This window comes from Aureimonas sp. CAS (assembly GCF_059838215.1).
In genome coordinates, this window is the sequence record NZ_CM187563.1 from 2,175,626 (window position 1) to 2,201,369 (window position 25,744).

Annotated in this window: 30 protein-coding genes; 11 read left to right on the forward strand and 19 right to left on the reverse strand. The window is 68.6% G+C overall.

The features are described from left to right. Positions 1-19: 19 nt before the first annotated feature. From AC6R2M_RS10525 to cysS, 4 genes are read right to left on the reverse strand one after another with little or no spacing between them, the layout of a single operon-like run. Positions 20-379 (reverse strand): cupin domain-containing protein, encoded by a 360-nt coding sequence (locus tag AC6R2M_RS10525; protein WP_500481884.1) that lies wholly within the window; start codon positions 377-379, stop codon positions 20-22. Beyond that, on the reverse strand, positions 372-833 hold the full coding sequence (locus AC6R2M_RS10530) for a GFA family protein (RefSeq protein ID WP_500481885.1): 462 nt from the start codon (positions 831-833) through the stop codon (positions 372-374). Before AC6R2M_RS10530 ends, AC6R2M_RS10525 begins: the two co-directional genes overlap by 8 nt. A 46-nt stretch (positions 834-879) precedes the next feature. Beyond that, positions 880-1,833, reverse strand: coding sequence for a prolyl aminopeptidase (gene pip, locus AC6R2M_RS10535; RefSeq protein ID WP_500481887.1), 954 nt, complete (start codon positions 1,831-1,833; stop codon positions 880-882). Further along, positions 1,830-3,257, reverse strand: a complete 1,428-nt coding sequence (gene cysS / locus AC6R2M_RS10540) for a cysteine--tRNA ligase (RefSeq protein ID WP_500481890.1) — start codon at positions 3,255-3,257, stop codon at positions 1,830-1,832. Before cysS ends, pip begins: the two co-directional genes overlap by 4 nt. A gap of 329 nt (positions 3,258-3,586) precedes the next feature. Here cysS and AC6R2M_RS10545 point away from each other — a divergent pair, with 329 nt between their 5' ends. Further along, positions 3,587-3,766, forward strand: coding sequence for a hypothetical protein (locus AC6R2M_RS10545; RefSeq protein WP_500481892.1), 180 nt, complete (start codon positions 3,587-3,589; stop codon positions 3,764-3,766). A 218-nt stretch (positions 3,767-3,984) separates the two neighbouring features. Here AC6R2M_RS10545 and AC6R2M_RS10550 read toward each other — a convergent pair whose 3' ends face one another. Then, positions 3,985-4,695, reverse strand: coding sequence for an SOS response-associated peptidase (locus AC6R2M_RS10550; RefSeq protein ID WP_500481894.1), 711 nt, complete (start codon positions 4,693-4,695; stop codon positions 3,985-3,987). Positions 4,696-4,751: 56 nt separating this feature from the next. On the opposite strand from AC6R2M_RS10550, the gene AC6R2M_RS10555 reads away from it, so the two are divergent. The 8 genes from AC6R2M_RS10555 (at position 4,752) to AC6R2M_RS10590 (ending at position 9,844) form a co-directional block, all read left to right on the forward strand. Further along, positions 4,752-5,165 carry an NUDIX domain-containing protein gene (locus tag AC6R2M_RS10555; RefSeq protein ID WP_500481896.1) on the forward strand — a complete coding sequence of 138 codons (414 nt, stop codon included), beginning with the start codon at positions 4,752-4,754 and terminating at the stop codon, positions 5,163-5,165. A 45-nt stretch (positions 5,166-5,210) separates the two neighbouring features. Further along, positions 5,211-5,702, forward strand: coding sequence for a TIGR02301 family protein (locus tag AC6R2M_RS10560; protein WP_500481898.1), 492 nt, complete (start codon positions 5,211-5,213; stop codon positions 5,700-5,702). Between the two features lie 103 nt (positions 5,703-5,805). Then, a complete protein-coding gene (locus tag AC6R2M_RS10565; protein ID WP_500481900.1) occupies positions 5,806-6,066 on the forward strand; it encodes a hypothetical protein in 261 nt (86 codons plus the stop codon). Then, positions 6,032-6,778, forward strand: coding sequence for a hypothetical protein (locus AC6R2M_RS10570; protein WP_500481902.1), 747 nt, complete (start codon positions 6,032-6,034; stop codon positions 6,776-6,778). The genes AC6R2M_RS10565 and AC6R2M_RS10570 overlap by 35 nt, the downstream gene beginning before the upstream one ends. 81 nt (positions 6,779-6,859) lie before the next feature. Beyond that, positions 6,860-7,696, forward strand: a complete 837-nt coding sequence (gene ygfZ, locus AC6R2M_RS10575) for a CAF17-like 4Fe-4S cluster assembly/insertion protein YgfZ (RefSeq protein ID WP_500481904.1) — start codon at positions 6,860-6,862, stop codon at positions 7,694-7,696. Next, positions 7,696-8,343 carry a hydrolase gene (locus AC6R2M_RS10580; RefSeq protein ID WP_500481906.1) on the forward strand — a complete coding sequence of 216 codons (648 nt, stop codon included), beginning with the start codon at positions 7,696-7,698 and terminating at the stop codon, positions 8,341-8,343. Before ygfZ ends, AC6R2M_RS10580 begins: the two co-directional genes overlap by 1 nt. An 8-nt stretch (positions 8,344-8,351) precedes the next feature. Further along, positions 8,352-8,879, forward strand: a complete 528-nt coding sequence (locus AC6R2M_RS10585; protein WP_500481908.1) for a tyrosine phosphatase family protein — start codon at positions 8,352-8,354, stop codon at positions 8,877-8,879. Further along, the gene (locus AC6R2M_RS10590; RefSeq protein WP_500481910.1) at positions 8,876-9,844 is read left to right on the forward strand and encodes an NUDIX hydrolase; all 969 of its coding nucleotides are present in this window, start codon (positions 8,876-8,878) and stop codon (positions 9,842-9,844) included. The genes AC6R2M_RS10585 and AC6R2M_RS10590 overlap by 4 nt, the downstream gene beginning before the upstream one ends. Positions 9,845-9,997: 153 nt before the next feature. Here the strand turns inward: AC6R2M_RS10590 and nadC are convergent, their stop codons facing one another. The 14 genes from nadC to rpoZ form a co-directional block, all read right to left on the reverse strand. Next, on the reverse strand, positions 9,998-10,825 hold the full coding sequence (gene nadC, locus AC6R2M_RS10595; RefSeq protein ID WP_500487564.1) for a carboxylating nicotinate-nucleotide diphosphorylase: 828 nt from the start codon (positions 10,823-10,825) through the stop codon (positions 9,998-10,000). A 29-nt stretch (positions 10,826-10,854) separates the two neighbouring features. Further along, a complete protein-coding gene (locus tag AC6R2M_RS10600; protein WP_500481912.1) occupies positions 10,855-12,438 on the reverse strand; it encodes an L-aspartate oxidase in 1,584 nt (527 codons plus the stop codon). A gap of 5 nt (positions 12,439-12,443) precedes the next feature. After that, positions 12,444-12,902 carry a coiled-coil domain-containing protein gene (locus AC6R2M_RS10605; protein ID WP_500481914.1) on the reverse strand — a complete coding sequence of 153 codons (459 nt, stop codon included), beginning with the start codon at positions 12,900-12,902 and terminating at the stop codon, positions 12,444-12,446. 15 nt (positions 12,903-12,917) lie between these two features. Continuing rightward, a complete protein-coding gene (nadA, locus tag AC6R2M_RS10610; RefSeq protein WP_500481916.1) occupies positions 12,918-14,039 on the reverse strand; it encodes a quinolinate synthase NadA in 1,122 nt (373 codons plus the stop codon). 138 nt (positions 14,040-14,177) lie between these two features. Next, positions 14,178-14,963: a DNA repair protein RecO gene (gene recO, locus AC6R2M_RS10615; protein ID WP_500481918.1), complete on the reverse strand. Its 786-nt coding sequence runs from the start codon at positions 14,961-14,963 to the stop codon at positions 14,178-14,180. An 18-nt stretch (positions 14,964-14,981) separates the two neighbouring features. Further along, the gene (locus AC6R2M_RS10620) at positions 14,982-15,215 is read right to left on the reverse strand and encodes a hypothetical protein (protein ID WP_500481920.1); all 234 of its coding nucleotides are present in this window, start codon (positions 15,213-15,215) and stop codon (positions 14,982-14,984) included. Between the two features lie 28 nt (positions 15,216-15,243). Then, a complete protein-coding gene (locus AC6R2M_RS10625) occupies positions 15,244-16,473 on the reverse strand; it encodes a S8 family serine peptidase (protein WP_500481922.1) in 1,230 nt (409 codons plus the stop codon). 85 nt (positions 16,474-16,558) lie between these two features. Next, positions 16,559-17,503 carry a GTPase Era gene (era, locus tag AC6R2M_RS10630; RefSeq protein ID WP_500481924.1) on the reverse strand — a complete coding sequence of 315 codons (945 nt, stop codon included), beginning with the start codon at positions 17,501-17,503 and terminating at the stop codon, positions 16,559-16,561. Between the two features lie 73 nt (positions 17,504-17,576). Continuing rightward, the gene (gene rnc / locus AC6R2M_RS10635) at positions 17,577-18,281 is read right to left on the reverse strand and encodes a ribonuclease III (RefSeq protein ID WP_500481926.1); all 705 of its coding nucleotides are present in this window, start codon (positions 18,279-18,281) and stop codon (positions 17,577-17,579) included. Then, positions 18,269-19,000 (reverse strand): signal peptidase I, encoded by a 732-nt coding sequence (gene lepB, locus AC6R2M_RS10640; RefSeq protein WP_500481928.1) that lies wholly within the window; start codon positions 18,998-19,000, stop codon positions 18,269-18,271. The genes rnc and lepB overlap by 13 nt, the downstream gene beginning before the upstream one ends. A 197-nt stretch (positions 19,001-19,197) precedes the next feature. Beyond that, complete coding sequence (acpS, locus tag AC6R2M_RS10645) at positions 19,198-19,602, reverse strand: holo-ACP synthase (protein ID WP_500481930.1); 405 nt, start codon at positions 19,600-19,602, stop codon at positions 19,198-19,200. 25 nt (positions 19,603-19,627) lie between these two features. Then, positions 19,628-20,206, reverse strand: coding sequence for an orotate phosphoribosyltransferase (gene pyrE, locus AC6R2M_RS10650; RefSeq protein WP_500481932.1), 579 nt, complete (start codon positions 20,204-20,206; stop codon positions 19,628-19,630). 62 nt (positions 20,207-20,268) lie between these two features. Next, positions 20,269-22,473 carry a RelA/SpoT family protein gene (locus AC6R2M_RS10655; RefSeq protein WP_500481934.1) on the reverse strand — a complete coding sequence of 735 codons (2,205 nt, stop codon included), beginning with the start codon at positions 22,471-22,473 and terminating at the stop codon, positions 20,269-20,271. A gap of 111 nt (positions 22,474-22,584) precedes the next feature. Beyond that, positions 22,585-22,995 (reverse strand): DNA-directed RNA polymerase subunit omega, encoded by a 411-nt coding sequence (gene rpoZ / locus AC6R2M_RS10660; RefSeq protein ID WP_500481936.1) that lies wholly within the window; start codon positions 22,993-22,995, stop codon positions 22,585-22,587. A 277-nt stretch (positions 22,996-23,272) separates the two neighbouring features. Here rpoZ and AC6R2M_RS10665 point away from each other — a divergent pair, with 277 nt between their 5' ends. Beyond that, positions 23,273-23,941 (forward strand): uracil-DNA glycosylase, encoded by a 669-nt coding sequence (locus AC6R2M_RS10665; protein ID WP_500481938.1) that lies wholly within the window; start codon positions 23,273-23,275, stop codon positions 23,939-23,941. Between the two features lie 165 nt (positions 23,942-24,106). Beyond that, entirely contained in the window at positions 24,107-25,675 is a 1,569-nt protein-coding gene (locus AC6R2M_RS10670; protein ID WP_500481940.1) for an ABC-F family ATP-binding cassette domain-containing protein, read from the forward strand. Positions 25,676-25,744 lie beyond the last annotated feature (69 nt).

Consider the following 25,744-nt stretch of genomic DNA (forward strand, 5'->3'; position numbering starts at 1 on the left):
TCACGCGATGGCCGGGCGGTCATTCGAGATCGGTCTGCGCGATCGTCGGACTGACGTGGATGTCCGTCGTCTCCAGCCGTCCGGGACCGAGATTGACGAAGCGGTGCGGCACGTCGGCAGGGCCGAAGAGGATGTCGCCGGCGTTTGCTTCGAACTCGGCCTCGCCGATCGTGAACAGCGCCCGCCCCTCCCTGACGATGAAGATCTCGTCATAGTCATGGACGTGCAGCGGCGGACCGGCGCCGATCTCGTCGGTCGAATAGAAGATGACGGAGGCGCCGGTTCCGAAGACTTCTCCTTCGAAGCGCCCGCGCCAGAAGTTCGCATCGGGGCGTTGCCAATCGTCGGGCGACAGGCGCAGAGGCTTGGGCTCACTCATGGTCGGGATGCTGCCGGGATCGGATGCGGCCGAGATAGGGGTTCGCCTCCACATCGTCCGAACTGCGCCGTGCCGGCAGGTCCGCGAGCCGATCGACAAAGGCGAGCTTGTCCTCGACGCCGAACTGAATCTGCGGCGCGATCGCGGACGGGTCGTCGAAGGCGCCGATGGCGAGCGCCGTGCCGTCCGGCGCCTCGTAGGTCAGAGGCGTCCCGCAGGACGGACAGAAGCCGCGCTGGACCTCGTCGGAGGATCGGAAGCGCGACGACTCGGCCTTGGTCCAGGAAAGCGTGCCCGCCTCCACACTGACGAGAGGCGCGTAGAAGGCGCCGAACGCCTTCTGGCACATGCGGCAATGGCAGATGGAGGCCTTGCCGAGCGCGCCCTCCACCCGGAAGCGCACCGCCCCGCATTGGCATCCGCCGAAATGGACGGGTCTGTTGTCGAGCGTCATGTCCGCCTCCCTTTCCCGTTCAGATGAAGGGGTCGGGAGCGCCGCTTCAAGAGGCGAAGCGGTCCGTCGCCCGCACGAGCTCGCGCAAGGTGCCGGGTTCGGAGAAGGCGTGGCCGGCGTCCTCCACCATTCTCAGTTCCGAGCCGGGCCAGGCGCGATGAAGGTCGAAGGCGGTCACGGGCGGCGTCACCACGTCGTAGCGTCCCTGCACGATGATGCCCGGAATGGAGGCGAGCGAGTCGGCCTTCGCGATCAGCTGCCCCTCCTCCATCCAGAGGTCGTGGACGAAATAGTGGTTCTCGATGCGGGCGAAGGCGATCGTGGTGTCGCCGACCGGCCCATGCGAGGGACCCGGCCGGTTCGCGCGCATCGCGACCGTCGAGGACTCCCAATCCGTCCAGGCGCGGGCGGCTCTTGCCCGAACGTCGCGGTCTTCATGCAGGAGAAGCGAACGGTAGGCCGCGACGGGATCAGCGCGCTCGCTCGCAGACAGAGGCTCCAGGAAGCGCTCCCATTCGGCCGGAAAGAGCGCCCCGGCGCCGCCGCGATAGAACCAGTCGAGCTCGCGCCTGCGGCCGGTGAACACGCCGCGCAGGACGAGCTCGCTCACCCGCTCCGGATGGCTCTGGGCATAGGCGAGCGCCAGCGTCGCGCCCCAGGAGCCGCCGAAAACCATCCAGCGGTCGGTGCCGTTGGCCTCGCGCAGCCGCTCGATGTCGGCGACGAGATCCCAGGTCGTGTTCGCTTCGAGGGAAGCGGTCGGGCGCGAACGGCCGCAGCCGCGCTGGTCGAAGAGCAGAACCTTGTAGCGCTGGGGGTCGAACAGCCGGCGGTGGACCGGACCGCAGCCCGAGCCCGGCCCGCCGTGCAGGAAGACGACCGGCTTGCCCTCCGGATTGCCGCACAGCTCCCAGTAGATCGAATGCCCGTCGCCGACGTCGAGATGGCCGGCGAGATAGGGCTCGATCGAAGGGTACAGCCCTTCCCCCTCGCCCCTCATCGGCGAAGCTCCCAGGTCGTGACGCGTTCGCCCGTGGCGGAGTCCTTGCCGTCCTTCAGCTGGATGCCCTTCGCGGCGAGTTCGTCGCGGATCGCGTCGGCGGCGGCGAAGTCGCGGGCCTTCAGAAGCGCGAGGCGCTCCTCTATGCGAGCCTGCGTTCCCGCGTCGATCGTCATCTCGCGGCGCGGGTCGAGTCCGATCAGGGCCAGCGAGAGGATCGCGTCGGCCCCGCGCCCCCCGTCAAACAGCTCGTGGACCCGGGCGAGCGCGGCCGAGACGTTGAGATCGTCGCGCAGGGCGTCGAGGAAGGCCTCGTCCACGCGTCCCTCACCCTCGGCGCGGGCGGCCAGCCGCTCCCAGCGGTCCAGTTCGCGCGTCGCCTCGTCGAGCTTGGCCGCCGTGAAGTCGATCGGCTCGCGGTAATGCGTGCGCATCATCATGAGCCGCACGGCTTCGCCCGGCCAGCGCCGCCCGCCGACCTTATCGCTCTCCAGGACGTCGCGGATGGTGAAGAAGTTGCCCTCCGACTTGGACATCTTCTTCCCCTCGACCTGGAGGAATCCGTTGTGCATCCAGATTTCGGCCATGCGCTGCGTGCCGTGGGCGCAGCACGATTGGGCGATCTCGTTCTCGTGGTGCGGGAAGATGAGGTCGAGACCGCCGCCGTGGATGTCGAAGGTCTGGCCGAGATAGGCCTCGCTCATCACCGAGCATTCGATGTGCCAGCCGGGCCGGCCTCGGCCCCAGGGGCTCTCCCAGCCGGGTTCCTCGTCCGACGAGAGCTTCCACAGCACGAAGTCAGCCGGGTTGCGCTTGTGGGCGTCGACGGCGACGCGCGCCCCGGCGCGCTGGTCCTCCAGCTTGCGACCCGACAGCGCACCGTAAGAGGGCATGGAGGAGACGTCGAACAGCACCTCGCCGCCCGCCGCGTAGGCGTGGCCCTTGGCGATCAGCCCCTCGATCATGGACACCATGTCGGGCAGGCCGTCCCCGCGCGGCGTGACGAATTGGGTGGCGCGCGGCTCGTGCGTGGGCGAGAGGCAGCCGAGCGCCGCGACGTCGCGGTGGAACTGCTCGGCCGTCCCTTCCGTGACACGGGCGATCGCCTCGTTCAGCGGCAGGCCCGGATGATCGCGCGCGGCGCGCGCGTTGATCTTGTCGTCCACGTCCGTGATGTTGCGCACATAGGTGACGCGCGCCTCCCCGTAGAGGTGGCGGAGCAGGCGGAAGAGGACGTCGAAGACGATGACCGGCCGCGCGTTGCCGATATGGGCGAAGTCGTAGACGGTCGGGCCGCACACATACATCCGCACGCGCCGCTCGGCGTCCGGGATCGACCCGTCGCGCCAGTCGCGCGGCGCGAAGATCTCCTTCGCGCGCGTCAGCGTGTTGGTAAGGGAGAGGCCCCGCGATCCGTCGTCCACTGTCTTCACCTCCTGTCGAGCCGCCGGCCTGTGGCCTCCGCGGCTTGGCGGGAGTGCTACATGATGACGGCGCGATGCGGAACGCCCGCGATGCTTCGAAGGGCGGGCCGCAAACGGGATAGAGGCCGATCACGGATTGTCACCGATTGTGTCGCTATCCTCCGCGTTGCTGGAAGAATTTCAGTGAATCCCGTACGGTTCACGCTTCCTGAACGCCCAATGAACGTTTCATTAAGTATAAATCCGCGCAATTTGCTTCGAAATGCCGTGAAAGCGTCTCAATCCGCTGCCATACGGGCCGCCGACACCGAAACGGAGGAAAGACTTTCATGGCGCCGCAGCATATCGCATTCCGCTCGAAGTCGGAGCGCGAGAAGGAAACCAAGCTCTTGGAGCACTACAAGCAGATCGGCATCGCTTCGATCGCAGCCGCGGCGGCGGCGGTGCGCCGGCATCAGCCCAAGGTTCCGGTGCTCGCGACCCGTCCCCGCCTCGACGGCGCGAAGTAAGGCCGTGGCAGCCGCACCGGACCAGCCGTCGGAGCGCCGCAAGGCGACGGCGGTGGCGCCGATGTCGCGATCGAGGCCGCGCCACGCGATCGGGCCAGCCAGGATGGACGGCGCGCGGCGCGCGCACTGAAGCCTCGCGGACCGGCGCGACGCCGGCACCCAATGCCCGAACCTGCCCAGAGGCCGGACATCCGAAGCGGTGTCCGGCCTCTCGCTCGTCAGAAGCCGAAGCTTTCCTGCCCGCCCTCCTCCTCGCGCGGGGCCTGCACGTCCGGCCCCATGTTCGAGACCTTGTTGACGGCATCGCCGACCGCGCGGACGACCAGCAAATCGTCCGGGGCGGGGCCCAGAAGGTCCGCGACATCCTTGGGTTCATGCGCGCGGCAGTCGAGCCAGCGTCCGTACTGTGATGGCGGTACGATCACGGGCATGCGCTCGTGGATGGGTCCCAGCGTGGCATTCGCGTTCGTCGTCAGGATGGTCGCGGTATCGATCTCGCTTCCGTCCACCGCCAGAAACGTCTCCATCAATCCCGCGAAGGCCAAGAGCCCGCCGTCCCTAGCGGTCGCCAGAAAGGGACGGGAAGGCCCCTTCCCTCGCTTCTGCCACTCGTAGAAGCCGCTCGCCGGAATGAGGCAGCGCCGGTGCCGCAGCGCGCCGCGAAAGGCGTTCCGCTCGCCCGCCGTCTCCGCGCGGGCGTTGAAGAGGAGCGGAACGTCGCGCGGATCCTTGGCGAACGCCGGAATGAGGCCCCAGCGCGCCAGCATCGCCAGACGACCCGGCCGTTCGCGCACGGACGATTCCATGACGATCAGGATTGGCTGCGTCGGCGCGATGTTGTAGCGCGGCGGGAAAGCCTCCAGCGCGGCGAGGCCGAAATGGTCCTTGACCTTCAGCGGCGGGGTATCGAGCTTGAAGCGTCCGCACATGGATGCGGGTGTTGATCCGATCGCAACCGTCCGTCAAGCCGCAACCCGGAGCCTCCATGAGCGATCGCCATCCGACCATCGTCGTCTCGGTCTGCGTCATCGGACCGGAAGGCGTGCTGCTCGTCGAGCGCGGCCGCGAACCGTTCAAGGGACGCTTCAGCCTGCCCGGCGGGCGGATCGGGTTCGGCGAACCGCTGGAGATCGCCGCGCGCCGCGAGCTCTTGGAGGAGACAGGACTGCGGATCGACGCCGCACGATTCCTGTGCCTTCACGAAACGATGGGCGAGACACACCACACCGTCATCGCCGTCCATCGCGCGGACCTGCCGCCGGGCGCCTTGCCGGTCGCCGGGGACGATGCGGCGAGCCTGCGCTTCGTGCCCCTTGGCGAGATCGAGCGCTTCGAGAGCGAGGGTCGCACCACGCCGGGCCTTGCCGGCATCGTGTTGTCCGCCGCGCGAGAGCCCTGAGCCACCGCCTTGCTATTTTCGCATTGGCTCGCCATGAGCATGAGCATGCCGCAAACGCCCCGCCCCCTCGTTGTCTTCGCGCTCGCGCTCGCGACGGGGCTTTGGGCCATGCCGGCCGGCGCGCAGGAACCCGAGGGCGATCCGCCGGCCGTGGAAGCCGCGGAGACGCCGCAGGAAGCGACGCCCGCCGAGGGGAGCGCTTCCGACCCCGCGAACGCTTCGGAGCGCCCTTCGGGGGCCGCCTTCATGCAGCCACTGGGTCGCCTCGCCAACATTCTCGGCTCCATGCACTTCCTGCGCACGCTCTGCGGCGACGAGGACGGCGGCATCTGGCGCGACAAGATGAACGAGATCATCGCCGCCCAGCGCCCCAACGAGGCCGACCGGCGAATCCTGATCGCGCAGTTCAACGCCGGCTACCGCGCCTTCGAGGCGACCTATCGGCAGTGCACGCCGGCCGCCGACGTCGCCACGCGGCGCTATCTCGAGGAAGGCGCGACCCTGTCGCGCGAAATCGGCGTCCGATACGGAAATTAATCGTGAATCCAACTCATCCCGCAGTGCGGGGGATGGATTCGGCGAAATGCGTGCTAAGGATTTAACCGGGCGTGAATTCGACCGACGCAATTGGAGTTTCTGGATGATCGACATCCACAGTGCCGAACTCGACGAAGTGATCGCCGCCGAGAAGAAGCAGGTTGCGACCGAGTATCACAACGAGGCCTGGGCCGATGGGATGTCCGACGGAATCGAGGCGGAAATTCTCGCCGAGACCGCGATCGCGACCGCTCTCACCGAACTCGTTCGCCTGCACGGCGAGACGGAGGTTCTCGACCTTCTCGACACGCTGCGCCAGCGGATCGTCAATGGCGAATATCTCGCGGACCGCAACCTCCAGTAGGGTTTCCCGCCTCGCGAGCCTGCTCGCTGCGGCGCTGGCGCTCGCGGCCGCTCTACCGACGAGCGCTCAGGCCTTCTCGCAGATCACGCGCGAGGACGGATCGGTCGTCGCACCCGGCGACATCATCTCCCATCCGCTGCCGCCGCTGGACCCGGACCGAAGCGGCGCCTCGCCCGAATGGGGACAGGGCTCCCCGCTCCCGGAGACCGACGCGGCCCCGGCCGAAGAAGCCGCCGACTCGCAGCCGCTCGCGATCCGCTACGGGGACGAGGGACTGCCGGACACCGTCCGGGATCTGCGCGCCCGCCTGATCGAGATCGCCGAGGCCGGCGAGATCGAGGCGCTCCGTCCCTACCTGGAGGGCGGGTTCGAGCCGACCGCCCTTTCCGTGACGCCCGTCGAGGGCGACCCGATCGAGTTCCTGAAGGCGGCGTCCGGCGACGGCGAGGGGATCGAGATCCTCGCCATCCTGCTCGACGTCCTCCAGTCCGGGCATGTCCGGATCGATGCGGGCAGCGACGCGGAAATCTTCGTCTGGCCCTATTTCACGCAGGTGCCGCTCGACGAACTGACGAACCGGCAGCTGGTCGAGCTCTTCCAGATCGTGACCGCCGGCGACTATCGGGAGATGCTGGATCTCGGCGCCTACTATTTCTACCGCGTCGGCATCTCGCCCGAGGGGCGGCTGGAGTTCTTCCTGGCCGGGGACTGAGCGTTCGGACCGGTTGCCCCTGACCGGCCACGCGGCCATATCTCGCGGACGACCCGTCCTTCGTCAGTCCGGACTGCCTCCATGCCCTCCGCCCGCCTCCCCGATCGCTCCACCCTGCACGTGACCGGGCCGGACGCAGCCCACTTCCTGCAGAACCTCGTCACCGCCGATGTCGAGACGTTGCCCGAGAACGAGGCGCGGCCGTCCGCGCTTCTGACGCCGCAGGGCAAGATCCTGTTCGACTTCCTCGTCAGCCGGATCGAGGGCGGCTACCGGCTGGACGTGGCCTCGTCCGCGCGGGCCGACCTCGCCAAGCGCCTGACGCTCTACAAGCTTCGCTCCAAGGTGGAGATCGCCCCTTCGCACGAAGCGGTCGCGGCACGTTGGGGGGCCGAGGCAGAAGACGGCCTGCGCGACACGCGCTTTGCCGACGGCGCGGTCGGGCGCCTGTACGGAGAGGCCGCCGGGACGGCTGCGAACGACGGCGAGGCGTTCCGGGCGCAGCGCATCGCGGCGGGCATCGCCGAGGCGGAGTCGGACTTTCCCGCCTCCGACGTCTTCCCGCACGACGTGCTGCTCGACCAGAACGGCGGCGTCTCCTTCCGCAAGGGCTGCTTCGTCGGTCAGGAGGTCGTCTCGCGCATGCAGCACCGCGGCACCGCCCGGCGCCGCATCATGGTTCTGAGGGCCGAGGACCACATCACGCCCGGTGCCAATGTCGAGGCGGACGGCAGAACGGTCGGCACCGTCCTTTCGGCGACCGGCGGCACCGCGATGGCGATCCTTCGCATCGACAAGGTGGCCGACGCGCTTCGCGCCGGCAACGACCTGTCGGCCGACGGCGTGCCGGTCGAGGCCGAGGTGCCGGCCTGGGCGGGCTACACCTTGCCCGAAGAGACGGCCGGGTCCGCCGACTGATGCCGGCTCCCAAGACCGCAAAGGCCCGGGCCTGGCAGCGCATGCTGTCCGGCCGCCGCCTCGACCTCCTGGACCCCTCGCCGCTGGACGTCGAGATCGAGGACATCGCTCATGGTCTTGCCCGTGTCGCGCGCTGGAACGGCCAGACGACGGGAGACCATGCCTTCTCCGTCGCCCAGCATTCGCTCATCGTCGAGCGGCTCTTCGCTCTGGAGGAGCCCGACCCGAAATGGCGCCTAGCCGCGCTCCTTCACGACGGGCCCGAATATGTGATCGGGGACATGATCTCGCCCTTCAAGGCGGTGCTCGGCGGCGACTACAAGGCCGTGGAAGGGCGGCTTCAGACGGCCATCCATCTGCGCTTCGGCCTGCCGGCGACACTGCCGGCAAAGGTGAAGGCCGCGATCAAGGCGGCGGACCGCCTGTCGGCCTATTTCGAGGCGACGCATCTGGCCGGCTTCTCGGCCAGCGAGGCGACCCGCTTCTTCGGCAGGCCCGCGCTCGACATCGAGCCGGACGAGATGACGCCACGCCCCGCGCGCGACGTTCAGGCCGCCTTCGTCGCGCGCTTTAAGTGTCTCGACGCGGCGCAAACGCCAACCGGTGCGACCGCGAAAGCCGTCGCCGAGAATCGCCCGCTCGGATAGGATCGGCCATGACCTATCTCGTCGTCTCCTCCCTGGCCGCCCTGCCCGCCACTGTCGCCGAACACGGCGCGCTCGACGTCGTCACGCTGATCAACGCGCAGACGCCGGTCGAGCGTCCCGCATCGATCCAGCCCGAGCGGCATCTGTTCCTCGCGATGAACGACATCGCCGCGCCCACCGACGGGCTGACGCATCCGAGCGAGGATCATCTCGACCAGCTCATCGCCTTCGGCCATCGCTGGGATCGCACGACGCCGCTGGCCGTTCACTGCTGGGCCGGGATCTCCCGCTCCACCGCCGCCGCCTACATCCTGGCGCTTTCGATCAACACCGAGCTCGACGAGGGCGAACTGGCGAAGGAACTCCGCCGGCGCGCGCCGAGCGCGACGCCGAACGCGCTGCTGGTCTCCCTCGCCGATCGCAAGCTCGGCCGCAACGGGCGCATGGTGGAGGCGATCCGAGCGATCGGGCGCGGCGAGGACGCCTTTGCCGGCACGCCCTTCGTCCTGCCCCTGACCCTGCCCCTGACGCTGTGACCGATCCTGCCCAGAGCAGCCAGGCGGTCGAGGTCGGCCTCAGCGCCGCCATCGTCTCGGTGGCGGACGGCGAACCCCGCATTCTGGTCGCGCCGCGCGCGGAGGGCGAACGAGACGGGCTGCCGGTCGGCCCCTTCGATCCGCTGCGGCACCGCACCTTCGAGATCAGCCTGCGCGCCTTCGTCGGCGAGCAGACCGGCCTGCCCATCGGCTATATCGAACAGCTCTACACCTTCGGCGATCGCGGACGGCACAGGGCGGAGGCCGACCGGGGCCTGCACGTCGTCTCGGTGGGCTATCTCGCGCTGACCCGCACGGAGGCCGGCGAGAACGAGGCGATCGCCGCGACCGGCTCCGCGTGGCAGCCCTTCTACCGCTACCTGCCCTGGGAGGACTGGCGGACGGGGCGCCCGTCCTTCATCGACGAGACGATCCTGCCCGCGCTTCGCCGCCATCGGCCCTCCCCGAACTCGGGCGTCTCGCGCCAGATGTCGTGGGAGACGCGCCTCGATCTCGCCTTTCGCGAGGACGGATGGGACGAGGAGCGGGCGCTCGACCGCTACGAGATGCTCTACGAAGCCGGGCTCGTCGACGAGGCCATGCGGGACGGCCGCGCGGATTCCGCGCCCGCCGAGCCGTTCGGCGTCGCCATGCGGCTCGATCATCGACGCATTCTCGCCACCGCCATCGCGCGGCTTCGCGCCAAGCTGAAATACCGGCCCGTGATCTTCGAGCTGCTGCCGGCGGAGTTCACTTTGACCGACCTGCAGCGCGCGGCCGAGGCGATCGCAGGTCGGCCGGTCCACAAGCAGAACTTCCGCCGCTTCGTGGAGACGACCGGGCTGGTGGAGCCCACGGGCGGCATCAGCGCCGCGACGGGCGGACGGCCGGCGGCGCTCTTCCGCTTCCGCGCCGAGGTCACGCGCGAGCGGCCCTCGCCCGGCATCCGGTTCGGTCGGGCTTGAGGGCGAACGCGCCTCAATCTTCAGTTCGGCCCGTTCCCTCGCGATCGTGCTCGTAAAGCTTGGTCTCGAACGACGGCAACCAGCCCTCGCGTCGGACTGTCCAGAGCTCGTAGCTCGGGCGGAAAAGATCCAGGCGATCGGAAATGCCGAGGGTCAGATCGCGATGTCGAGCCCGACGTCGAGCGAGGGAGCCGACATGGTGATCTTGGAAGTCGAGATGTAATCCACGCCCGTCTCCGCGATCGCGGCGACCGTGTCGAGATCGACATTGCCCGAGGCTTCCAGCCGGGCTCGGCCTGCATTGATCGCGACCGCCTCGCGCAGCGTGGCCGGCTCCATATTGTCCAGAAGCACGGCGTGAGCGCCCGCCTCCAGCGCCTCGCGAAGCTGGTCCAGCGTATCGACCTCGATCTCGATGGCGACGAGATGCCCCGCATAGGCCTTCGCGGCGTGCAGCGCCTGCGTGACGGAGCCCGAGACGGCGATGTGGTTGTCCTTGATCAGGATCGCGTCGTCGAGACCGAAGCGGTGGTTCGCCCCACCGCCGCAGCGCACCGCGTATTTTTCGAGCGCACGAAGGCCGGGCACGGTCTTTCGCGTGCAGCAGATCCGCGCCGTCGTGTGCGCGACCGCGTCGGCGAAGCGCGCCGTGAGCGAGGCGACGCCCGAGAGGTGCATGACGTAGTTCAACGCCGTGCGCTCGGCCGACAAGAGCGCCCGCGCGTCGCCCTCGATCGTCGCGATCGTCTCGCCCGGCTGCAGCCGGTGGCCGTCGAAAAGACGGGCGTCGAAGCCGAGGCTCCCGTCCATCGCGGCGAAGGCCGCCCGCGCCAGATCCATGCCGCAGAGGACTCCCGCCTTGCGCGCGGCGAGGACCGCCCGCGCCGTGCGCCCCGGCGGAATGGTCGCAAGGCTCGTGATGTCGCCGGCCCGGCCGAGATCCTCCGCGAGGGCCGAGCGCACCGCCGCCTCGACGATCATCGGCGGAAGGGCGGGCGGAAAGGCGGCTGTCACGATGAAAATTCCTCTTCGCGGGCCGCAGGGCCGGCCGCGTCGGCAAGCCAGCCGCCCAGGGATTCGAGCGTCGTCATGGTGCGGCGGCCGATCGCGTCCGTTCCGCCGAAATCGCTGCGGAACTGTGCGCCTCGGCTCTCCTGCCGCGCAAGCGCCGAGCCCGCGACCATGAAGGCCGCGGCGAACTCGTTCGGATGATCGCCGTCCTCGCTTTCGAGGACCGCGATCTCGGCGATCGCCTCGCGCAGGAGAGACGCGGTCCGAACGACGCCCACCTTGGCGCTCATCAGACGGCGCAGACGCGCGAACGACTCGCCTTCGCCGCGATCCTCGGCCGGACCGATGTCGCGCAAGGACCCCCGCTCTTCCTTCACGCTCACCCGCAGGTCGTCCGCCACCCGCGACGCGAAGACGACGGCTTCGAGAAGCGAGTTGGAGGCGAGCCTGTTGGCGCCGTGAACGCCGGTGCAGGCGACCTCTCCGCAGGCGGAGAGGCCGGGAAGCGAGGTGCGCCCCGACGCGTCGGTCGCGACGCCCCCCATGTGGTAGTGGACCGCCGGAACCACCGGAATGGGCTGGGTCGCCGGATCGATGCCCGCCGCCTTGCAGGAGGCGTAGACCGTCGGAAAGCGCTTGGCGAAGGCGGCGCCGACGCTCTCGCGGCAGTCGAGATAGGCGCCCTCGCCGCTTTGAACCTGATTGAAGATCGCGCGCGCCACGATGTCGCGCGGCGCGAGCTCGGCGTCGGGATGGACGTCCGGCATGAAGCGCCGGCCCTTGGCGTCGATCAGATGCGAGCCCTCGCCGCGCAGCGCTTCGGTCGCGAGCGGCGCCGGGTCAGCCCCGATGTCGATGGCGGTCGGATGAAACTGGACGAACTCGGCGTCGGCGATCACCGCGCCGGCCCGCGCCGCCATGCCGAGCCCGCGTGCCCCGGCCTCCGCCGGATTGGTGGTGACCGCGTAGAGATGGCCGACGCCGCCGGTCGCCAGAACGACGGCCGAGCAGAGCGCCTCGAAGGTCCGTCCCGCGCGCCGGTAGCGGACGCCGACGACCTTGCCGTTCGCGGTGACGAGTTCGAGCGCCACCGCGTCCTCGACGATCTCGATCGAGGGCGTCTGCCGGACCCGGGCAATCAGCGCCTCCATGATCGCGCGGCCGGCCATGTCGCCGTTCACACGGACGATGCGGCGCTCGGAATGGGCCGCTTCCCGCGAGAGCTGGAGGCGCCCTTCCAGGTCGCGGTCGAACGGCACGCCGTAGGCGAGAAGGTCGCGGACGCGGTCCGGCCCCTCCTCGATCATGCCGCGCGCCATCGCCTCGTCGACGAGGCCGGCACCGGCCGCGAGCGTGTCGGCGAGATGCTTGTCGAACGTATCGCCCTCGGCCATGGCCGCCGCGATCCCGCCCTGCGCCCAGGCCGAGGACGCGCCCTGCCCGATGGGCGCGGCCGCCAGAACCATCACCGGCCGGGGCGACAGCTTCAAGGCGCAGAAGAGGCCCGCCAGCCCGCCGCCGACGATGACGACAGGCGCGATCGGTTCAGCGGCGGCGTCCGGCCGCTGGATGACAAGAGACATTCGGCTCAGCCCAACAGGCGATCGACGAGAAGGACGAGCCCGGCGATCGCCGCGATCGAGAGGATCATCTGATTGCGGGTCTTCTCGATGGCGAACTGGAGGTCCGACTTCATGATGGACATCTCGCCCCGCACACTCTGGACATCGGCTTTCAGCTCCGTGCGAAGCTCGGTGACATCACGTTTCAGCTCCGTGCGAAGCTCGGCGATGTCGTGCTTCAGCTCGGTGCGGACGGCTTGGAGCTCGGCTCTGACGTCTGCGATGTCGCGCTTCAACTCCGCACGGGTGGCGGCCAGGTCCTGTTTGAGCTCGGCACGCGTGGCGGCCAGATCCTGCTTCGTCGCGAGGCTGTCGGCAGATCCGTCCGCCGCCAGCACGATGGCGGAGGCAATGGCCTCCGCCTGCCGTGGCTCGATGCCCTCGGCTGACGATCTCTTCGAGATGTCGAGCGACTGGAGACCCATGGGCTCAGCCTACCATCAATGCTTGAGGTTCACCATGCGCTCCACCGCCGCCCGGGCGCGCACGGCGAGGGCGGGATCGACATGGACCTCCTCGCGCATGTTCAGGAGCGTATCGAGGATCTTCGGCAGGGTGATGCGCTTCATGTGCGGGCACATGTTGCAGGGCTTCACGAACTGGACGCCCGGCGCGCCGGTCTCGACGTTCGAGGCCATGGAGCACTCCGTGACGAGCAGAACCTTCGAGCCCGGCGCCTGACCGAGCGCGTAGTCGATCATGCCGCTGGTGGAGCCGGCATAGTCCGCGACATCCACCACCGAGGGCGGGCATTCGGGATGGGCGACGATGCGAATGGCGGGATCGGCGCGCTTGTAGGCGAGAAGCTCCTCGGCGGTAAAACGCTCGTGGACCTCGCAATGGCCCTTCCAGGTCAGGATCTTCACGTTGGTCTGGCGCGCGACGTTCTGCGCCAGATACTCGTCCGGGATCATGAGGACCGTATCGACGCCGAGGCTTTCCACCACCTGCACGGCGTTGGAGGAGGTGCAGCAGATGTCGCTTTCCGCCTTCACCTCGGCCGAGGTGTTCACATAGGTGACGATCGGAACCCCAGGATGGGCCTCGCGCAGGAGACGCACGTCGGCGCCCGTGATCGACTCGGCGAGCGAGCAGCCGGCCCGCATGTCGGGGATCAGGACCGTCTTGTCCGGGCACATCAGCTTCGAGGTCTCGGCCATGAAGTGCACGCCGCACTGGACGATGATGCCGGCATCCACCTTGGCCGCCTCGCGGGCGAGCTGAAGCGAGTCGCCGACGATGTCGGCCACGCCATGGTAGATTTCCGGCGTCTGATAGTTGTGCGCGAGGATGACGGCGCCGCGCTCCTTCTTCAGCCGGTTGATCGCGGCGATGTAGGGCGCGTGCATCGGCCATTCGATGCGCGGGATGTGGTGCGCAACCTTGGCGTAGATCGGCTCGACCTCCGCCGCGATCTCGGGCGTGAAGGTCAGGTCCGGCATGGGAAGGACGCCGTAGCGCTCGGCGGCGCTCGGCCCGTCATTGGCCGCGACGGGACGGATGGAAAACGCCGGAGCGCGACCTTCGCCGACGATCGCGGCGGCACGTGCGAGATGGGACATCGCTCGTCTCCCCTTCACCTCGTTCCGAGGCTCTTCGCCATTTGCTCAAAATGAGCAAAACATGCGGCGAAGAAAAAGCACCGTGGGTGCTGCGCATGTCATCTATGGTGTCGCACGAGCGATATCAAGCGCGGAACGTCAGGACGCCGAAGGGTTCTTCTCACGACGCCCGATCCCGGCCTGTTCAAGCGCGGGAGCCATCGGCAGACGCCGAAGCATCTCGACGACGAAGGCATGGCGCGGCGCCGGCGGCTCTATGTTGCGGGGCTCCCAGAAATGGCGGGCGAGGAAATGCCCGGTCAGGTCGAAGCCGGCCTGGAGATCGGCTCTCGCGTCCGTCGTCGGCTCGCCCAGAAGGATGGCGGGCAGCGCCAGCAGACGATCCTTCCAGGGTGCGCCGGCGGCCGCCGTCACGGCCCTTCCCGTGCGGGGAGAGACGAAGGCGAGCCCGGCCGTCTCGCCGGTGAGGGCGCAGACGTCCAGATCGAGGCCGAAGCCGAGCTCTTCGAGGATCGCGATCTCGAAGCGCAGCATCCGGGCCGCGCAGGTGGCGACTTCGCCCGGGTCTTCCAGGAGGGCCGTCATCTCCTCGTAGAGGCGCGCGTGGGGTTCGCGTTCGGCCAGAAGCCGCAGATGCGAGGCGAGAAGCTGCACGGCATGGAGGGCGAGAGGCTCCTCGATCAGCCGCGCGGCGCGAAGCTCCAGCGGCTCCACGACGAAGGTGCCCATATGCTCGTCGAGCCGGGCGCGCCACGTCACCTCGACGAGGTTTCCCGGCTGCAGCACCGGCTGCTGGCGACGCGAGCGACCGCCGCGAACGAGCCCGAGATGCCGGCCCCGCTCGCGCGTCATCAGTTCGGCGACGACGCTCGTCTCGCCGTGGCGCCGGATCCCCAGGATCACCCCTTCGTCGCGCCATTCCACTGTCGTCCGGCCTCGCCGTTACTGCGGCAGGCCGGGACGCGGCGGCGCGAGTTGCACGGTTCCCGCCTCCCGCACTGTCTCGACGCCGTCCACCGCGCGCACGAGGTCGATGATCGCATCGTCCCCGCGCGCGTAGATCGCGCCGATCGCGGGCAGAACGCGCTCCACCGAAAGACCCAGCCCACGCACGGCTTCGGCGACCGCGTCGATGCGCGAACGCTTCACCCGGATCGCCATGTCGCAGACCGCCATTTGCTCAGATCTCCGCCTTCGAACCCAGCTATGATGTCGGCACGTCCTCTTCAACGGACACCCGCGCGAGACCGGCGCCCACGTCGCGGACCGCCCCCGGCAGCGCCTCGGCCGTCGAGACCATGGCATCCCAGAGCCGACGTCCGCGAAGCTCCGGATCGGACTGCGCCAAAAGCGCCGCGATGCCGGCGACATGGGGGCACGCCATCGAGGTGCCGTCGAAGCTGGCGTATCGACGCGGCATCGGAGCGGCGGACAGAACGCCGACGCCCGGCCCCGACAGATCCACCTCGCCGCCCTCGCCCTCGACGCCGCCGTTCGAGAAGGGCGCGACGGAGAGAAGCGGGTCGAGCGCCGCGACGGCCAGGATCGACGGCGCGTTGGCCGGTTCGGAGACCGGCGCGACGAAGCCGTATTCGCGCCGCGAGTCGTTGCCGGCCGCCGCCACGACGAGGGAGCCCCGCTCCAGCGCGTAGGCCCCCGCCTCCTCGTATTCGGGCGTGCGCGCCTCGCCGGTCCGGACGCTGCGGCCGAGCGACAGGGAGACGATCTCGCAGCCCTCCTCCACCGCCCAGACGAGGCCTGCCAGGATGTCGCCTTCGCGCCCTGCCCCGGTGTCGTTCAGCACCTTGCCGACATAGAGCTGCGCCTCGCCCGCCACGCCGTAGCGCGTCTGCCCGTCGATCAACGCCGCGCCTGCCGCCGTTCCGGCACAGTGCGTGCCGTGCCCCTGCACGTCCTGCACGCCTTCGCCCTCGACGAAGGAGCGGGAGACGATCTCGCGATCGGAGAAGTCCGGGTGGTCGAGGTCGAGTCCAGTGTCGAGCACCGCAAGGCGAATACCCCGGCCCGTCAGGCGGCTCGCCGCCGCGCCGGTCGCGAGGAGGCCCCACGTCGCCGTTCGGGTGTCGCGGAACGGTTCGCGTCGTTCGAGCGCCGCGGCCGGGAACAGATAGAACTCCGGGCGCACGGACCGAACGCCCGCGCTGGCCTCCAGGCGCTGCATCAATGCGCCGGTTCCCATCGCTCGATCCATGGGAAGGAGGCAGAGGCCGAGCCGTCCGAGAAGCGCCGAGCACGGCGCCTGCCTCGGGTCGAGCCCGTTCCAGTCGCCGGCCTGCGACACAGCCGAGCGATCGGCGATCTCGCGGCCCGCAGCGTTCGCAAGGATGCCGAAGCGTGCCGCCGCGTCCAGGGAGCGTTCGAAGCGCACGATCAGCCGACCGGTCGCGCGCGGACGCTGCGCGTCCAGCTTCATTCCCCCGTCGCCTTCCGCCATCGGCTCGCTCCGTGTCGTGAACGTTCACGAACCGAGATAGCGCGGGCGGGCGGCGTATCGAACGTCAGGCGGAGAAGTCGAGGCCCATCTCGCGATAGCGTTCCGGGTCGTCGCTCCAGTTCTCGCGCACCTTCACGAACAGGAAGAGGTGCACCTTCTGGTCGGCGGCCTCGGCGATGTCCTTGCGGGCCGCCGAGCCGATCGCCTTCACCGTCTCGCCGCCCTTGCCGAGCACGATCGCCTTCTGGCTGTCGCGTTCGACATAGATGGTCTGCTCGATGCGCACCGAACCGTCCGGCCGGTTCTCCCAACGCTCGGTCTCGACGGTCGAGACGTAGGGCAGTTCCTCGTGAAGCCGCAGATAGAGCTTTTCGCGCGTGATCTCCGCCGCCAGCTGGCGCAGCGGCAGATCGGAGATCTGGTCCTCGGGGTAGAACCACGGGCCTTCGCCCAGGCGCTCGGCCAGATAGTCCATCAGGTCGCCGCAGCCCGAGCCCGTCAGGGCCGAGATCATGAAGACCCGCTCGAAATCGGCGCGGCCCGCCACATCCTGCGCCAGGCCGAGAAGCTTCTCGCGCTTGACGCTGTCGACCTTGTTCAAGGCCAGGATCGCCGGGCGCCCGCTCTCCTTCAGGCGTTCCAGGATGGTCTCGACCTCGGGCGAGACGCCGCGCTGGGCATCGACGATGGCGAGCACGAGGTCGGCGTCCTTCGCGCCGCCCCAGGCGGTCTTGACCATGGCGCGGTCGAGCCGGCGCTTGGGCGCGAAGACGCCGGGCGTGTCCACGAAGACGATCTGCGTGCGGTCGCGGATGGCGATGCCCCGCACCAGCGCGCGCGTCGTCTGGACCTTGTGCGTGACGATCGAGACCTTGGTGCCGACCAGCTGGTTGACCAGCGTGGACTTGCCGGCGTTCGGCGCGCCGATGAGGGCGACGAAGCCGGATCGGGTCGGCCGCTCGCTCGCTTCCGTTTCGGTCGGGGAAGTGTGGGTCGCGTCTTCGGTCAATTCGGTTCCTTCGGCGAGGCCGCGTCGATCGCGCCTCGGGGGCAGTTCGTCTGCATCTCGTGAATGTAGGCGCTCAGCGCCCGTCGCTCCAGACGCCTTCGCGCTTGAGAAGCGTCTCGGCGGCCTCCTGCTCGGCGGCGCGCTTGGACTTGCCGCGCCCCTCCGCCGGCTTCAAGCCTTCGACGGCGGCGCGGACAGTGAAGACCGGGTCGTGGTCGGGACCCTTGCGGTCCAGAAGCTCGTAGACCGGGACCTTGCCGGAGCGCTTGTGAGACCATTCCTGCAACTCGGTCTTCGGATCGCGGCGCGAAAGCGTCACGTCCGCCAGACGCCCGTCCCAGTGCCGCAGAACGAAGTCGCGCGCCGTTTCCATGCCATGGTCGAGATAGATCGCGGCGATCAGCGACTCGACCACGTCGGCGCGGATGTTGCGCGTGTGCTTGCCGTCGGTCTTTCGAACGTCGCCGCCGTGCCGGATGAACGGCGTCAGGCCGATCTCGTCGGCGATCTCCGCGCAGGTCTCGGCCGAGACGAGCGCGTTCAGCCTTACCGAAAGCTCGCCCTCGGCCGAATCCGGGTAGAGCGACAGGAGCTTCTCGGCCACGACGAGCCCGAGCACGCGGTCGCCCAGGAACTCCAGCCGCTCGTAGTTGCGTCCGCCCTGCTGCTTCAAGCTCGCATGGGTCAGCGCGCGTTCCGCCCGCCCCCGGTCGCGGAACTCGACGCCGATCAGCGCCTCCAGCCCCTCGAGGGACTTGCCGCGCTTCAGCTGAGCCATGTCAGGAGACGGCCCGGACGCAGGCTCGTCGGCCACTCCCAGACCTCCAGAGGGGAAGCGTCGTCGATCGAGAAGAAGATGACCTGCGCCTTGCCGACGAAGTTCTCGAAGGGGACGTAGCCGACGTCAAAGCGCGAGTCGGCGGAGTTGTCGCGATTGTCGCCCATCATGAAATAGTGGCCCGCCGGCACCACGAACTCGCGCGTGTTGTCGCCGGCCGAGTTGGGCGTGATGTCGAGCGTCAGGTAGGAGACGCCGTTCGGCAGCGTCTCGCGGAACTGCGCGATCGGGGCGCCGTCGCTGCCGACGAAATCGTCGACCTGCTCCTTGGGCACCGCCTCCCCGTTGATGAAGAGGACGCCGTCCTGCATCTGCACGCGATCACCCGGCATGCCGACGAGGCGCTTGATGTAGTCCACCTCCGGCTCGTTGGGCTTGCGGAAGACCACGACGTCGCCGAGCTCCGGGTCCGAGGCCAGGACGCGCCCTTCGAAGAGATCGGGCGAGAGCGGGAAGGAGTAGCGGGAGAAGCCGTAGCTCCACTTCGTCACGAACAGATAGTCGCCGACGAGCAGCGTCGGCATCATCGACCCGGAGGGGATCGAGAAGGGCTGGAACAGAAAGGTGCGGATGACCAGCGCCAGGAGCAGCGCCTGGACGACGACCTTCACGGTCTCGCCGAAACCGCCCTTCTCCTTGCGTTCGGCCTTCTCGACCATGCGGATGCCCTTCAAAACTGTCCCGTGCCGTCCCGCACCGGCCTGAAGAGCCCGCGCGCGCCGCCCTGCCTGTCCGGTGTCCGGCGCTTCGAAGGCACAGATATGGCGTTCCGGGAGCCGATTCCGGCCGTCCGGTCGATGCTGTAGTAGTGTCTCGGGTCCCGTTCGGCAATGATCGGGCGCAGCTTTCCGCCCGCTCAGGCCCCTGAGGGCACCGCCTCGATGACGACGAAGGCCTGAGCGATCGGGAGTTCGTCCGTGATCGTCAGATGGATGATCGCTTCGTGGCCGGCGGGCAGGAGCGCATTCAGCCGCTCCAGCGCGCCGCCCGTCAGCCGCATCGTGGGCTTGCCGCTCGGCAGGTTCACGACGCCCATGTCCCGCCAGAACACGCCCCGCGAAAGACCCGTGCCGAGCGCCTTGGAGCAGGCCTCCTTGGCGGCGAAGCGCTTGGCGTAGGAGGCCGCGCGCTGCGCCCGGCGATCGGACTTCGCCCGCTCGACATCGGTGAACACGCGGGCCTCGAAGCGCCCGCCGTGGCGCTCCAGCGTCTTCTCGATCCGCCGGACGTCGATGAGATCCGAGCCGATTCCGATGATCATGCGCAGCGCCCTTTCGAGAACGGGATCAGAGCGAACGGCTGCCCGGCTTCACCGGCGGGATCGCGGCCAGCTCGGGCGGCAGCGCGTCGGGCGAATAGGCCGGCACCTCGTACTGGCAGAGCGAAACGAGCGGAACGCCGACATCGGCCTTCCCGGCGGAGCGGTCCACGATACAGGCGGCGGCCAGCACCTCGGCGCCCAGCTCGCGCATGCAGGCGACCGTCTCGCGGATGGAAAGCCCCGTCGTGACGATGTCCTCGACGATGACGACGCGCGCGCCCGGCTCCATCTCGAACCGCCGCAGCTTGAAGACGCCGTTCTCGCGCTCCACCCAGACGGCGGGGCGGCCGAAATGGCGCGCTGTCTCGTAGGCCGGGATGATGCCGCCGACGGCGGGGCCGACGAGATAGTCGACCTCGCCGGCAACCTCGTCGCGGATGCGGGAGGCGAGCGGCCGGCAGAGGCGCTCGGTCATCTCCGGGCGCATGAAGACGCGGGCCTTCTGGAGGAAGACCGGGCTGCGCAGGCCCGATGTCAGGATGAAGTGCCCTTCCAGAAGGCCGCCCGCCTGCCGGAAGATGTCGATCACGTCGTCATTGGTCATGGAACTCGTCCGGTCCGTTGCCGCGCGCTGGTCGCCGCGCGCGCGGTCGCTGCTGCCGGGGATCAGCCGTTCACACGAACGACGTCGGTGACGCAAGCCCTTCCACGAAGCTGAGAGATCGTGCGGTTGAGATGCTGCAGGTTCCAGACCTCCAGATCGATCATCATCACCGTGATGTCGGGCGCCGTCATCGCCATGGAGAGATTGTGGATGTTGGCGTCGGCCTCGGCGATCGTCTCGGCGATCTCCGCCAGCGCGCCCGGCTCGTTGATGGCCGACACCTTCACCTTGGCGGGGAAGCGCGTCGTCATCTCCGCATCGAGGTCCCAGCGCACGTCCATCCAGCGCTCCGGCTCGTCGTCGAAGGCCTGCAGGGCTGGAGACTGGATGGGGTAGATGGTGATTCCCCTGTCCGGCTCCAGAATGCCGATGATCCGGTCTCCGGGCACCGCGCCGTCGGGGCTGAAATGCACCGCCACGTGGTCGCCGATGCCGCGAATCGGAAAAGCGGCGCGCTCCTCGTCCGGCTGCACCGATTTGGCCCGCCCCGGCACGCGGAAGATCATGCCCGCCGCGTGACGCAGGCCGAACCATCCCTCCTCCGCCTTGACCGGCGGCTTCACCGCGCGGCTGTCCTGGAAGTCCGGGTGGACTGCCCGAAGCACGTCGCTGGAAGAGAGGTCGCCGCGCCCGACCGAGGCGAGCGCGTCCTCGATCTCCTTGTGGCCGAGCTTGGCGAGGAAGGGCTTGAGGCCGTCGCGCGAGAAGGTCTTGCCCGAGCGCTGGAAGGTGCGCTCCAGAATCTGCTGGCCGAGGCCCGAATACTGACGGCGGATCGCAAGACGCGTCGCGCGCCGGATGGCCGCGCGCGCCTTGCCGGTGATCGCGACGTTCTCCCAGGCCGGCGGGGGAGTCGCGGCCTTGGACCGGATGATCTCCACCTCGTCGCCGTTGGCGAGTTCGGTGACGACCGGCATGATCCGCCCGTTCACCTTGGCCCCGACGCAGGTGTCGCCGACGTCGGTGTGGACGGCATAGGCGAAGTCGATCGGCGTCGCGCCGCGCGGCAGGGCGATGAGCCGGCCTTTCGGCGTGAAGCAGAAGACCTGATCCTGGAAGAGCTCGAGCTTGGTGTGCTCGAGGAACTCCTCCGGCGTCTCGCCCTCCGAAAGCATCTCCACCGTGCGGCGCAGCCAGGCGAAGGCGGCCGATTCGGAGGATTTGGCGCCGTGGATCCCGTCCTTGTAGAGCTCGTGCGCCGCGATGCCGTATTCCGCGACCTCGTGCATGTCGCGGGTGCGGATCTGCAGCTCGACGCGCTGGCGCGAGGGCCCGACGATCGTCGTGTGGATCGAGCGGTAGCCGTTCTGCTTGGGGATCGAGACGTAGTCCTTGAACCGCCCCGGCACGAGCGGCCAGGTGCGGTGGACGATTCCGAGCGTCCGGTAGCAGTCCTCCTCGGTCTCGACGACGACGCGGAAGCCGAAGATGTCGGACAGCTGCTCCAGCGAGAGCGCCTTGCGCTGCATCTTGGAGAACACCGAATAGGGCTTCTTCTGGCGGCCGGACACTTCGGCCACGATGCCGCTCTCCGCCAGACGCTGGGTCAGCGTCGCCTCGATCTTCTCGATCGTGTCGGCGTGCTTCTCGCGCAGCTCGTCGAGACGCGCGGTGACGGTGTCGTAGGCTTCCGCGTTCACATAGCGGAAGGCGAGGTTCTCCAGCTCCTCGCGCATGCCCTGCATGCCCATGCGGCCGGCGAGCGGGCCGTAGATGTCAAGCGTTTCCTGCGCGATGCGGGCGCGCTTCTCCGGCTTCATGTGGTGAAGCGTGCGCATGTTGTGCAGGCGGTCGGCGAGCTTGACCAGAAGCACGCGGATGTCGTCGGCGATGGCGAAGAGCAGCTTGCGCAGGTTCTCCGCCTGCTCGGCCTTCTTGGACACGAGGTCCAGCCGCTTGAGCTTGGTCAGGCCCTCCACGAGCTGGCCGATCCTGGCGCCGAAGACCTGATCGATCTCCTTGCGCGTCGCGTCCGTGTCCTCGATCGTGTCGTGCAGGAGGGCGACGGCGATCGTCTCCTCGTCGAGATGCAGTTCCGTCAGGATCGCCGCCACTTCGAGCGGGTGCGAGAAATACGGGTCTCCGCTCGCGCGCGTCTGCAGCCCGTGCTTCTGCATCGCGTAGACATAGGCGCGGTTCAGGAGGTTTTCGTCGAGATCGGGCTTGTAGGCGGCGACGCGCTCGACGAGTTCGTATTGGCGCATCATGAACGCGCAAGACCTTTCGGAACGGAAAAAGGGCGCCGTGCCCGGCACGACGCCCTTTCAATATAATGGCCTCGACGCGCGGTTCGGAAGAGCCCGACCGGCGCTTTCGTATCAGTAGTCTTCGTTCTTTTCCGGCGGCACGAGGCCTTCGATGCCGGCGAGCAGGTCGTCCTCCGACATGCGGTCGAAGGCGATGTTGTCTTCCGCCTCGTCGCGGCCGGCCTCGGCGGCCGTGGCGCTGCCCGCCTGCGTGATCGCACCGGCGCTCGGCGCCTGCGGCTCGGGCTCGTCCACCTCGACGTGCTTCTGCAGCGAGTGGATGAGGTCTTCCTTCAGATCGTCGGGCGACAAGGTCTCCTCGGCGATCTCACGAAGCGCCACGACCGGGTTCTTGTCGTTGTCGCGATCGATGGTGATCTGCTGCCCCTGCGCAAGCTGACGCGCGCGGTGGCTGGCCAGGAGAACCAGCTCGAAGCGGTTCTCGACCTTGTCGACGCAGTCTTCTACGGTGACGCGGGCCATCGCCTGTCTCCTTCAAGGGGTCTCGACTGAACGGGATCAAGCGGTCCCCTTATCGTCAAGCGCGGCGCATGGCAAGGGCGGGGGCCTCACCCTTCCCCATCGTGCACGATGGCCCGGCGGCCGAGCTTGATGTCTCCGAAGCGGCCTGCGAGGAGAGAACCGGACCTCAGAGCGCCGTGCGTCCGTTCGAACGCCGGAAGGCCGGCTCTGCTTCGACGATCATGCGCATCGGGCTACCCGACCCCACGGGCGGGCCGATGCTTCAGCGAGACCCACGATGACCGCAACGCCCCTGCCCGCAGAGCCGGCCCCGCCGCCGCGCGACTGCCCGCTCTGCCCGCGCCTCGCCGCCTTCCGGGACGAATGGCGGGAGAAGGAGCCGGACTGGCACAATGGCCCGGTGCGCGCCTTCCTGCCGCCCGAAGGGGCGGGCGCGGTGCGCCTTCTCGTCGTCGGCCTCGCTCCCGGCCTGCGCGGCGCCAACCGCACGGGACGCCCCTTCACGGGCGACTATGCGGGCGACCTCCTCTATTCGACCCTGAAACGCTTCGGGCTGGCGCGCGGCACCTTCGAGGCGCGGCCCGACGACAGTCTGGAGCTGATCGAGACCGCGATCGTCAACGCGGTTCGCTGCGTGCCGCCGCAGAACAAGCCGACCGGGCCGGAAATCAACACCTGCCGGCGCTTCCTCACGCCCTCGATCGAAGGCTTCGGCCGGCTCTCGACCATCGTGACGCTCGGGCGCATCGCGCATGAATCGACGCTGCGCGCGCTCGGGGCCAGGATGAAGGACGCGCCCTTCGCGCATGGCGCCGAGGCCGATGTCGGCGGCCACCGCATCGTCTCCAGCTACCACTGCTCCCGCTACAACACGAACACCGGGCGGCTGACCGAGGCAATGTTCACGGACGTGTTCGAGAAGGCACGGGCGTTTCTGGATCGCTGACAGGCCGTCGCGGCCATGACATACGCGCCCACCGGCAAGTCGATCCTCGGGTTGCAGGAGCAACGTCCCGGACATAGGTTGGAAGCGACAGCAAAGGGAGTAGAGCCATGAACGACAGGACGAGCAACGCCATCTGCCTTGTTTCGATGCCTGCCATGGTTGCCTATGTCCGCCTTCCTCACCCTCGACTCCGTTTCCGCCCGCACCCCTGAACGCTCGCTTTTTCAAGATCTGACGTTCGCGGTCGGAAGGGAGCGCCTCGGGCTCGTCGGCCGCAACGGGTCCGGCAAATCCACCCTCCTCCGGATCGCAGCCGGGCTAGCCGAGCCGTCGTCCGGTGCTGTTCGACGAACGGGCAAGATCGGCCTTCTACGGCAGGACATGCAGGAGGAGTGGACGCTGGCCGAAGCGCTCGGGGTCGCCGGCGATCTGAAGATGCTCAAGCGCATCCTGGCGGGAAACGGCACCGCTGACGACTTCGACGCCGCCGACTGGACCCTGGAGAGCCGCATCGGTGCCGCCCTTGCCCAGGCCGGGCTTGCCGACCAGCCGCTGGAGCGCCGCCTCCAGACCTTATCGGGCGGCGAGCGGACGCGTGTCGGCATCGCTCGCCTCATCATCGAGGAGCCGGACCTCCTGCTTCTGGACGAGCCGACGAACAATCTCGACGCTGCCGGTCGCGCCGCGATCGGAGCTTTGATGCGGGATTGGCGGGGTGGAGTCCTTGTCGCCAGCCACGATCGGGAGCTTCTGGAAGACGTGGACCGCATTCTGGAACTGACCGCGATCGGGGCACGCAGTTTCGGCGGCGGCTGGTCTGCCTTCGCCGCCGTCCGGGAGGAGGATCGCCGCCGCGCCGGCGCCGAGCTGGAGCGCGCCGATGCGGGCGTTCGCGCGGCGCGTCAGGCCGCGCAGGCGCAGCGCGAGGCGAAGGCCCGGCGCGACAGGGCGGGGCGTGCGTTCGCGGCAAAGGGGTCCGAACCGAAAATCCTTCTGGGCGCGCGGGCCGAGCGGGCGGAGGATAGCGGCGGGAGAGCACAGGCGATCGGCGATCGGCACATGGGCACGGCCCTGGCTGAAGCGGAGGAGGCGCGTTCGCGCGTTGAAGTCCTGACGCCCCTGACGATCACGCTGCCCTCGAGCGGCCTGCCATCGGGCGTGGGCGTCCTTGCCACGGAGGGCGTCGTCGCCGAAGCGGGCGACAAACGCCTTGGCCCGTGGACACTGCGCATCGACGGGCCTGAGCGCATCGTCCTGAAGGGAGCGAACGGCGCGGGCAAGACGACCCTTCTGCAGATCGCAGCGGGTCTTGTGGCGCCCGTCGCAGGAACGGTGCGTCGGGTCGAGGAACGCATCGTCACGCTGGATCAGCACGTCCGGCTGCTCGACCCCGAGGGCAGCATTCTGGACAACATCCGCCGACTGCATCCCGACGCCGGCGACGAGGAAGCCTACGCGTGCTGTGCAAGGTTCGCCTTCCGAAACCGGGATGCCGAGCGCCTCGTCGGCACGCTGTCCGGCGGCGAGCGTCTTCGGGCAGGTCTGGCAGCAGCCCTTTCAGGCTCGACGCCGCCATGGCTCATCATTCTGGATGAACCGACCAACCACCTCGACATCGAGTCGATCGAACTTCTGGAAGACGCCTTGCGGAACTTCGACGGCGCGCTTCTGGTCGTCAGTCACGACCCGTCCTTCGTCGAACGAGTGGGTTTCGATCGCGCCTTGGAGGTCTGACCCGCCGAACGATCGAAAGGCAGCCTTTATCCAACCCGGCTGGGGTGTGTCCGTCTAAACAGGAACACA